Raw genomic sequence first — 8,879 nt, 5'->3', positions numbered from 1 at the left:
TGGGCTCGAACTCGTGCGCGACCGCCTGATCCATGCGCACGGTCAGGTCGCCGGCCGACAGGCGTGCGAAGCCCGCCTCCACCGCATGCACGAAGGCGCGAAGGTCCTCCGCCTTGGCGTTGTCGATTGCCGACTGGCGGTGGAGGCTCTCGCGCTCGTGACGCTGCCGCATTTCTGCTTCGGCCGCCTCGCGGCGGGCCTTGTCGCCGAGGAAGGTCTGGAAATCGCCGACGGCGCGCGCGATCTCGCCGACCTCGTCGCGGCGATCGGCGCCCTGCAGGCGCACGTCGAGATCGCCCTTCGCCAGCACCCGCATGGTGCTGGACAGGAGCCGGATCGGCCGGGAGATCGCCAGCGCCACGAAGGCCGCGAGCCCCGCCGAGAAGACGACGCCGACCCCCATCAGGGCGAGGAGGATGCGCTGGCTGAAGGACTGGACGCCGTCGGCCCGCTGGTTCTCGCGCGCGACCATCGCGTCGATCGCCTTCGACGCCGTTTCCATCCGCCCGGCCAGGACGTCGAAGCGTTTGAGGAAATCGTCGAGAACCGGCTGCCCGATCGTCTCGCCGCGGCCGATGCGCTCGACGATCGCGCTGGCGGCGGAACTGTAGTCCTGAAGCGGCTGGACGAGGTCGCCGAGGACGGCCTGCATGTCGGGCGCCGTGGCGAGTTGGCGGTTGCGCTCGATCGCGGCGCGGAACTCGGCGGCATGCTCGGCGGTCTCCGCCCGCACCTTGGCCTGGTCGACCGCGTATTGCCCGCTCTGGCCGACGATCGCGGACAGGACGTCGGCGCGCAGGGCATCGTGGATCATGTCGGCCTGCATGTGGTTCTGCAGGATGTCGCCCGCCAGATCCGACGCGTCGAGCGCGACGCCGAGACGGTTCATCGACCAGACTCCCATACCCGTGCCGCCGACGACGAGCACGAGAACGGCGACGCTGGCGGCAAGGAGCTTCTGTCGAATGGTGTGCAGCATGAACGTCCCCGACAACGCTGGAAGCTTCGAGTGGCAGATACTGCACGACAGATTTAAAAATTTAGGTAACTGACGGTTGTTGCCATCGGACCTCCCGGATCGCGCCACGTCCGGACGTGTGCACCCCGCAATCGCACCGGACGCCGGCTCGCCGTGGCGACGTGACCGGCCGCGCCTTCAAACCGAGGCGGTTTCGACACCGCCGGGGAAGAGCGTCGCTCCGGCCCCGGACGGGCCGCGCGTTCGGCGCTGAACCCCATACCCGTCAGGAGACGGGGGACGTCTCGGCCTCGCGCAGCCACTCCTGCGCCCGGAACGCGGCGCCGAGCAGTCCGGCGTCGTCGCCGAGGCGTGAAGCGACGATGTCGGGCACCTCGTGGCCGGGCAGGAGCCGGCGGCGCATGGCCGCGCGGATGTCGCCGAGCATCAGGTCGAGGGCGTTCGAGACGCCGCCGCCCAGAACCACGCGTTCCGGCGCGAAGGCATGCTGCACGTTCACGAGGCCCGCCGCGAGCCAGGCCGCCTCGTCGCGTAGGAGCGCCAGCGCGACGGGACATCCCTCGCGCGCAGCCAGCGTGACGGTCTCGCCCGTCGCCGGCAAACCCTCCGCCCGCGCGGCCAGCCGCGACGCCGGGTGCCGCTCGACGGCCGTGCGCGCCGCGCGCGCCAGCGCGGTGCCGGAGGCGACCGCCTCCCAGCAGCCCTCGTGTCCGCACGAACACGTCGCGCTCCGGTCGGTGATGCGGGTGTGGCCGACCTCCCCCGCCAGCCCCCGGTATCCCCGCACCAGCCGGTTGCCGACGACGAACGCGCCGCCGATCCCGGTGCTGATCGTGAGATAGGCGAAATCGGCGATGCCCCGGCCGGCCCCGAAGCGCCACTCGCCGAGCGCGGCGACCTTGGCGTCGTTTTCGAGGACGGCGTGAAGGCCGGTGCGCGCCTCGATCTCGGCGGCGAGCGGGATCGCGGTCCAGCCGGCCAAGGCAGGAATGTCGAGGACGAGCCCCCGCCCCGGATCGAAGGCGCCGGGAACGCCGATCCCGACGACGGCCGTATCCGGGCGGAGCACGGCGGCGATCAGCGCCTCCATCTGCCCGATCACCGCCGCAACGCCCCCGGCCCGGTCGACGGGCGCCGCGCGCCGGTCGAGGATCGCGCCGGCCGCATCGATCGCCGCGACGCGAAGCTGCGTGCCGCCGAGGTCGATCCCGATCGTGCCCCTGTCCGCCATCGCCTCGCCCCCGCCCGTCAGGCCGTGACCTTGGTGGTGCGCTGGGGCGTGCCGATACCGTTCGGGATCGTGCGCCGCGCGACGGCGATGTTGAGATGCTGGAGCGCGAGGATCATGCTGCCGGCGGCCGCCAGCCCCTCGCCGCGCCTGAGCGGCACGTGCACCGTGCCCGCCGGCGGCGCGTCGCCGGACGCGTCGAAGACGACGGTGGCGCATCCCGCCGCGACGGCGGCCTCCGCCAGCGGCGCGACGCCGGCGCGGTCGGGGCCGAGGCTTCGGAACAGCACCACGCCGAGCCCGGGACGCAGTACCTCGAACGGCCCGTGGCGGAACTGGCCGCCCTCGAAGCCGATCGTGGACACGCGAGCAAGCTCCATCATCGACAGCGCCGCGCTTTCCGCGACACCCGCCATCGCATGGCGTCCGGCGAAGATCGTGGCGTCGACCCCGGCGAGCGCGGCATCGGCGGCGTCGATCGCGGCTGGGTCGGCGGCGTCGGCAAGGCTCGCCCGCAGCGCGTCCTGCGGCGCGCCCAGCGCCTCCAGCACCGCGCCGTGCATGGCGAGCGTGAGGACGATCGAGCGCGAGGCGGCAAACGCCCGCTCGGTGCCGCCGGCCGCGACGATCGAGGCGCGCGCGCTGCGCGCGAGCGTGCTGTCGCCCTCTAGCGTCAGCCCGAAGCGCTCCTCGCGTCCGGGCCCGCGCTTCAGGAGGTCGCGGATTTCGCCGGATTCGCCCGACTGCGAGACGACGAGCGCGGCGCGCGCCGCGTCGGGCAGCGGCGAAAGCAGCGCCTCCGAGGCGTTGAGCGCGCGCGCGTCCCATCCGAGGTCGCGGTAGAGCGGCTCGGCGATGCGGTTGACGTGATGGGAGCCGCCCATCGCGTAGAGCACGATGCGGCCGGTGCGGCGCACGGCGTCGGCGATGCGGACGGCGACCGGCGCGCCGGCCTCGATCGTCGCCAGCGCGTCGGGCCCCTGGCGGCGCATTTCGTCGTACATGAGGTCGAGGCCGGGATGCTCGGTCATGGGAAGTCCTGATCGGGTCGGAGGGAAGAACGACGGGGCCGCCATGCGGCGTGTTGCGCCGAGCCGTCCGGCGGCGCATGGAAGAGGACGGGCGCGAGCCCGATCCGCCGAGGCGACGTTTGAGCGAACCCGCAGACGACAAGACCGGACGGCCGACCCTGGCCGACGTGGCCGCGCTGGCGAAGGTCTCGCGCGCGGTGGTCTCGCGCGCGCTGTCGCCCTCGCCGCGCCCGGTCTCGGCCGACAAGCGCGAGCGCGTGCTCCGGGCCGCCGAGGCGCTCGGCTACCGGCCGAACCCGCTGGCTCAGAGCCTGACGACGAAGCGCGTCAACCTCGTCGCCGTGGTGGTGAACCACATCCACGACCTGTCGGACCTCGATCTCTTCGACCGGCTGCTCGGCGAGATCCAGGCGATCGGCAAGCAGGTCCTGCTCCTGAAGGTCGGCTCGGTCGACCGCGCCGAGGCGTTCTTGCGCGAGGGCGTGGCGCATCATGTCGACGCGGCGCTGGTCTGGTCGGATTTCGCGGACGCCGCGACCGTGCGGCGGATGTTCCGCTCCGATCTCGTGGTGATGATGAACGGCCGGCACGACGCGCTGTCGCCCGCCGTGGTGCCGGACGAGGCCGTGGGCATCCGCGAGGCGGTGGCGCACGCCGCCCGCCAAGGCGTCAGAAGCGCCGCGCTGGTCACCGGCCGGGCCTCCTCGCGCATCGAGGACGAACGCGTCGCCTCCTATCGCGCGGCGCTCTCGGCGGAGGGCATCGTGCTGGAGACCGTCCTCCAGGGCGATTATTCCTATGCGAGCGGGCGCGCGGCGGCTTCCGCGTTCCAGGGCGGACCGACGCCCGACGCCGTGTTCTGCACCTCGGACGCCATGGCCATGGGCGTCCTCGACGCCTGCCGCGCGTTCTTTCCCGGCGATCACCCCGACCGCTTCCGCCTCTACGGCTTCGACAATCTCAGCATCACCGACCACGACGCCTATCCGATCAGCTCGATCGGCTTCGACAAGGCCCGCTTCGTCGAGCACATCGTGCGCTTCGTGGTGCATCCGGAGACCTTCGTGGCCGGCTCGCCGCCGGTCGGCGTTCCCACGCGCTTCTTCCCGCGCGCAACCGGGTGAGCCCCGGCCGCGCTGGGCAAGTGGTGCGGCCCTACCAGAGCGGGTTCAGCTTCGGGGGATTGGCGTTCTCGCCCCACCACTTCTTGTAGTTCGCCTCGTAGGCGCCCGACTGGACGTAGTCGGAGACGAACATGTCGAGCCAGCGCACGAACTCCGGATCGCCCTTGGCGACGGCGATGCCGATCGGGTCGTTGGAGTAGAGGTCGGGGAGCGTCACAAGCTGGTCGTTCTGCGTGGCGAGATAGTCGACCAGCGAGGAATCCTCGACCGCGGCCTGGACGCGTCCCTGCTGCAGCTGGAGGACGCCGTCCGGGGCGAAGTTGTCGACATAGGCGATCGTCGCGCCCGGCGCCTCGCGCTTGATGAAGGCTTCGCCCGTCGTGCCGCGGCCGACCACGACGCTCTTGCCGGCAAGTTCGGCGAGCGAGGAAATGCCGGCATCCTTGCGCACGATCACCCGCAGGCCCGCGCGGTTGTAGGGGATCGAGAAGTCCACCGTCTTGGCGCGCTCGAGCGTCGCCGAGGTGTTGGCGACCACGATGTCGAGCTGGCCCGAGACGAGCATCGAGATGCGCGCGTCGCCCGAGACGTCGGTCAGTTCCACCGGCACGCCGAGCTTCTCGGCGAGGCGGTTGGCGACGTCGACGTCGTAGCCGACCGGGTTGTTCTGCGGGTCGCGGAAGCCGATCGGCTCGCCGCCGAGCGAGACGCCGATGCGGACCTTTCCGGCCGAGCGGATGTCGTCGATCTTGCCGGCCGCGGCGGGCGCGGCCGCGCCGGCGACCAGCGCCAGGGCTGCGATGGCAGTCAGGATGCGCTTCATGGACTTCTCCCCTTCTCGTTAAAACACCGTTGCCGGCCGAAGTTCGGGCTCGGCCATCCCGTCGGTCCAGAACCAGTAGCGGATCTCGCCCTCGCACCGGAAATTCACCACCTCGTGCCCGCCATGCGCGTCCACCGCGTGGATCACGACACCGGCGAGGAACCCCTCGCGAAGCTCGGCGAGGTCCTCGACCGCGAGCTTGACGGCATCGCGGAGCGGGTGACCGAGGCGCATCGCGAGCACGATCGAGCGCGCGGTGCCGCAGCGCATCGTCATCTCGCCGGTATGGGTGCAGGCGGCGGCGCCGTAGCGGCTGTCGGCGTAGAAGCCCGCGCCGGGAATGGGCGAATCGCCAAGCCGGCCGGGATATTTCCAGGCCCAGCCGGAGGTCGAGGTCGCGGCGTGGATGCCGGCCGCCGGATCGGCGCTGAGGAAGACGGTCGTGTCGCGCACCCGCTCCGGGTCGGTGATGGTGCGGCTGAGGGGCGCAAGGGCCACGTCGGGGAAGCAGGCGCGTTCGTCCGGCGAGAGTTCGCGCTCGAGGCGCTCCCACCAGACGCGTCGGCTGTCGTCAAGAAGCGTCACGTCGAGCGGCATGCCGATCTCGGTGGCAAAGCGCCGGGCGCCCTCGCCCGTCAGCATGACGTGCGGCAGCCGGCGCATGACCTCCAGCGCGAGCTTGGCCACGGGCACCGTGTCCGGCACGGCGCCGACCGATCCGACCTCGCGCGTCGTCCCGTCCATCACGGCCGCGTCGAACTCCATGACCCCCAGCATGTTCGGCCAGCCGCCGTAGCCGACGCTGCGCACCGTCTCCTCGCGCTCCACGAGGCCGATCCCCTCCACCATGGCGTCGAGGCTGTTCAGCCCCGCGCGCAGGCGATCGACGGTGGTGGAGAAGCCCGGCCAGGCCTCGGCATTGGCGACGAGCAGCATGTCCGCGTCAGTCCTTGTGCATCTTGGAAAGGAATTGCGCGATGCGCGGATTGGCGAGCCCGCCGACCGGGCTGAAGAACTCGACTGTCGGCAGGTCGACGAGAAGGCGCCCGGCGTCGAGGAAGAGGATGCGGTCGGAGATGCGCCGCGCGAACTCGATCTCGTGGGTGACGAAGAGCATCGTTGTGCCGCCGCGCGCGAGCTCGGCGAGGATCGCCAGCACCTCGGCGGTCATCTCAGGGTCGAGCGCGCTCGTCACCTCATCGAGGAGGAGATAGCGCGGCTCCATCGCGAGCGCTCGCGCGAGCCCGACGCGCTGGCGCTGGCCGCCGGACAGCTGGGCGGGATAGGCGTCGGCGCGCGGGCTGAGGCCGACCGAGGCGAGGATCGCGCGCGCCTGCGCCTCCGCCTCGCGGCGTGGGCGTTTCAGGACCTCGACCGGCGCCAGCATGACGTTCTCGACCGCGGTCATGTGCGGGTAGAGGTTGAAGAGCTGGAACACGGTGCCGGAGCGCTTGCGCGCCTCGGCGAGCTCCTTCGGGTTGGAGACGTCGAACTCGTCCACCGTGATGCGCCCGCCGTCGAGCCGCTCCAGCCCGTTGATGCAGCGGATGAGGGTCGACTTGCCCGAGCCGGAACTGCCGAGGACGGACACCACCTCGCCCGGCCGGATCCGCAGGTCCACCCCGTCGAGCACGGTGGTCGCGCCGAAGACCTTGCGAACCTTGTCCACCGTCAGCATGTCAGAGCCCCCGCCAGGCGTTGTGGGCGCGCAGGCGCCCCTCGAGGCGCGCGCCGAGAAGGGCGACCAGCTTCGCCGCGACGTAGTAGAGAAGCCCGACCACGGTCCAGACCACGAAGGGCTTCAGCGTGCGCAGGTTGAGGATGTTGCCGACCTTGGTGAGGTCGGTGATGCCGATCACCGAGATCAGCGATGTCACCTGCAACTGGTTGACGAGAAGCGCCACCAGCGGCCCGATCGCGAAGGCGACGGCCTGCGGGGCGACGACGCGTCGCAGCACCTGCCAGCGCGTCAGGCCGAAGACGCGCGCCGCCTCGATCTGGTCGCGCCCGACGGCCTCGACGCCGGCCACCGCGATCACGAAGACGAAGGCCGCGGTGTTGGCCGACAGGGTGATGATCGCCGCCTCGACCGGCGTGACATTGATCTTCAAGAACGCGGGCAGGCCGAAGAAGACCAGGAACAGCTGGACGAGGACCGGCGAGTTCTTGAGGATCTCGGCGAGGAACGTCAGCCCCTGCGACAGGACCGGCACGCGGTAGAAGCGCACCACCGCCCAGGCGACGCCGAGCACCAGCCCGATCAGGGACGTCGCGAGGAACACCGCGAGACTCGTGCCGAGCCCCTGCGCCAGAAGCACCGCGTCGTAGGGCGTGAAGCTCGTGTAGCGCATCAGGCGACGTCCTGCGCGAGGCCGCGGTTCATGCGCCGGTGCAGGAGTTCGACCGCCACCGAGACGGCCCAGGTCATCGCCGCATAGGCGACGAGCAGCACCGCATAGACCTCGAAGGGCCGGAACGTGTCGGAGGCGACGATCCGCCCGGTTCCCGTCAGCTCGTTCAGGGTGATGGCCGAGAGGATCGAGGAGGTCAGGATGAGGTTGACGAGCACCGAGCCGAGCGGGCGGATCGCGGTGCGCAAGGCGATCGGCAGGACGATGCGGGTGAAGATCACCCGGCGGGGCAGGCCCGACACCTCGGCCGCCTCCAGGATGCCGGGCTCGATGGCGAGGATGCCGGAGCGGATCGCATCGGATGCGAAGGCGCCGCCGGAGATCGACAGGGCGAGGACGCCGGTGGTGAAGGCGTCGATGAAGACGCCGATCTCCGGCAGGCCGTAGTAGAGGAAGAAGAGCTGGACGAGGAACGGCACGTTCCGGAACAGGTCGACATAGACGTAGGCGGCGCCGCGCAGCCAGCGCGAGGACGAGGTCCGCGCAATGGCGACGAGCATGCCGAGGATCGTGCTGCCGACGATCGCGAGCGCGCAGACCTTCGCGGACAGGATCGCCCCCTGGCCGAGCGCCCCGAGATACGGCGTCAGAACCGACAGATCCAAAGACACGTCCCGCCCGCATGAGTGAAACCGATTTCAATGTGAAAGCGGCTCCGGGATCTTGTCAAGCGGCAGCGGGCCGGACCGGCGCGCACCGCCCCGCAGCCGAAGCAGCGGCGGGGCGGCCGCACGGGGGCTCGAAGCGTTTGCGCCGTTACGGGATCAGCCGGTCGGCGCGCAGGCGTTCGAAGAGGTCGAAGAAGGCGTCGTCGGTCGGCTGGTAGTCGAGGAAGCCGAGACGGCGCGACTTGCCCATGTCGGTCATCACCTCGAACGGACGGCCGAGGTCGGCGTCCGTGTGCCAGGGCGAGGCCAGACGGTCGAGGTCCGCCTCCGCCAGCCCCTCGCGCTCCGCGATGCGACGCCAGACCGGCGCATCGTCCCGCATCTGCGCCTCCAGCGGCAGGACCGTCCCGTCGAACGGGGCCGGCTCCAGCCCGAACCACTCGGCGATGCGCGCCCACATCCACTTCCAGCGGAAGACGTCGCCGTTGACGATGTTGAACGCCTCGTCGGCCGCCGCCGGCGTCGTCGCCGCCCACAGGAGATGGCGTGCCAGCTGGCTGGCGCTCGTCATGTCGGTCAGCCCGTTCCACTGCGCCGCCGAGCCGGGGAAGCGGAACGGGCGGCCGGTCTCGCGGCAGAGCGTGGCGTAGACGGCAAGCGTCGTGCCCATGTTCA

The 8,879-nt window shown here is 71.0% G+C and carries 9 protein-coding genes and 1 pseudogene; 1 reads left to right on the top strand and 9 read right to left on the bottom strand.

Annotated features, from left to right (window positions below; all coding sequences use genetic code 11):
* The 3 genes from QZ753_RS13935 to QZ753_RS13925 all read right to left on the bottom strand — a co-directional run.
* Positions 1-979: HAMP domain-containing protein (locus tag QZ753_RS13935; RefSeq protein ID WP_294644413.1), on the bottom strand; the 979-nt coding region annotated here is incomplete at its 3' end.
* A 265-nt stretch (positions 980-1,244) separates the two neighbouring features.
* A complete protein-coding gene (locus QZ753_RS13930) occupies positions 1,245-2,210 on the bottom strand; it encodes an ROK family protein (RefSeq protein WP_294644411.1) in 966 nt (321 codons plus the stop codon).
* A gap of 17 nt (positions 2,211-2,227) precedes the next feature.
* Positions 2,228-3,238: an aminotransferase gene (locus tag QZ753_RS13925; RefSeq protein ID WP_294644408.1), complete on the bottom strand. Its 1,011-nt coding sequence runs from the start codon at positions 3,236-3,238 to the stop codon at positions 2,228-2,230.
* 119 nt (positions 3,239-3,357) lie between these two features.
* Here QZ753_RS13925 and QZ753_RS13920 point away from each other — a divergent pair, with 119 nt between their 5' ends.
* The gene (locus QZ753_RS13920; RefSeq protein WP_294644406.1) at positions 3,358-4,362 is read left to right on the top strand and encodes a LacI family DNA-binding transcriptional regulator; all 1,005 of its coding nucleotides are present in this window, start codon (positions 3,358-3,360) and stop codon (positions 4,360-4,362) included.
* Positions 4,363-4,393: 31 nt separating this feature from the next.
* Here the strand turns inward: QZ753_RS13920 and QZ753_RS13915 are convergent, their stop codons facing one another.
* The 6 genes and pseudogenes from QZ753_RS13915 to QZ753_RS13890 form a co-directional block, all read right to left on the bottom strand.
* Positions 4,394-5,185, bottom strand: coding sequence for a transporter substrate-binding domain-containing protein (locus QZ753_RS13915; protein WP_294644404.1), 792 nt, complete (start codon positions 5,183-5,185; stop codon positions 4,394-4,396).
* Positions 5,186-5,203: 18 nt separating this feature from the next.
* Entirely contained in the window at positions 5,204-6,121 is a 918-nt protein-coding gene (locus QZ753_RS13910) for an isoaspartyl peptidase/L-asparaginase (protein ID WP_294644402.1), read from the bottom strand.
* A gap of 7 nt (positions 6,122-6,128) precedes the next feature.
* A complete protein-coding gene (locus QZ753_RS13905; RefSeq protein ID WP_294644401.1) occupies positions 6,129-6,863 on the bottom strand; it encodes an amino acid ABC transporter ATP-binding protein in 735 nt (244 codons plus the stop codon).
* Between the two features lies 1 nt (position 6,864).
* Entirely contained in the window at positions 6,865-7,536 is a 672-nt protein-coding gene (locus tag QZ753_RS13900; protein WP_294644400.1) for an amino acid ABC transporter permease, read from the bottom strand.
* Positions 7,536-8,207: an amino acid ABC transporter permease gene (locus QZ753_RS13895; RefSeq protein WP_294644398.1), complete on the bottom strand. Its 672-nt coding sequence runs from the start codon at positions 8,205-8,207 to the stop codon at positions 7,536-7,538. Before QZ753_RS13895 ends, QZ753_RS13900 begins: the two co-directional genes overlap by 1 nt.
* 145 nt (positions 8,208-8,352) lie before the next feature.
* A pseudogene (locus QZ753_RS13890) lies at positions 8,353-8,879 on the bottom strand (NAD-dependent dehydratase); the annotation flags it as partial.

It is taken from the genome of uncultured Aureimonas sp. (assembly GCF_913775355.1).
Classification (GTDB): Bacteria; Pseudomonadota; Alphaproteobacteria; order Rhizobiales; family Rhizobiaceae; genus Aureimonas.
This window is presented reverse-complemented; position numbering and strand designations above follow the sequence as displayed.

Coding starts and splice junctions, on each gene's coding strand:
- QZ753_RS13900 (WP_294644400.1), bottom strand. CDS start 7,536: ATGCGCTACACGAGCTTCACGCCCTACGACGCGGTGCTTCTGGCGCAG.
- QZ753_RS13915 (WP_294644404.1), bottom strand. CDS start 5,185: ATGAAGCGCATCCTGACTGCCATCGCAGCCCTGGCGCTGGTCGCCGGC.
- QZ753_RS13905 (WP_294644401.1), bottom strand. CDS start 6,863: ATGCTGACGGTGGACAAGGTTCGCAAGGTCTTCGGCGCGACCACCGTG.
- QZ753_RS13910 (WP_294644402.1), bottom strand. CDS start 6,121: ATGCTGCTCGTCGCCAATGCCGAGGCCTGGCCGGGCTTCTCCACCACC.
- QZ753_RS13930 (WP_294644411.1), bottom strand. CDS start 2,210: ATGGCGGACAGGGGCACGATCGGGATCGACCTCGGCGGCACGCAGCTT.
- QZ753_RS13925 (WP_294644408.1), bottom strand. CDS start 3,238: ATGACCGAGCATCCCGGCCTCGACCTCATGTACGACGAAATGCGCCGC.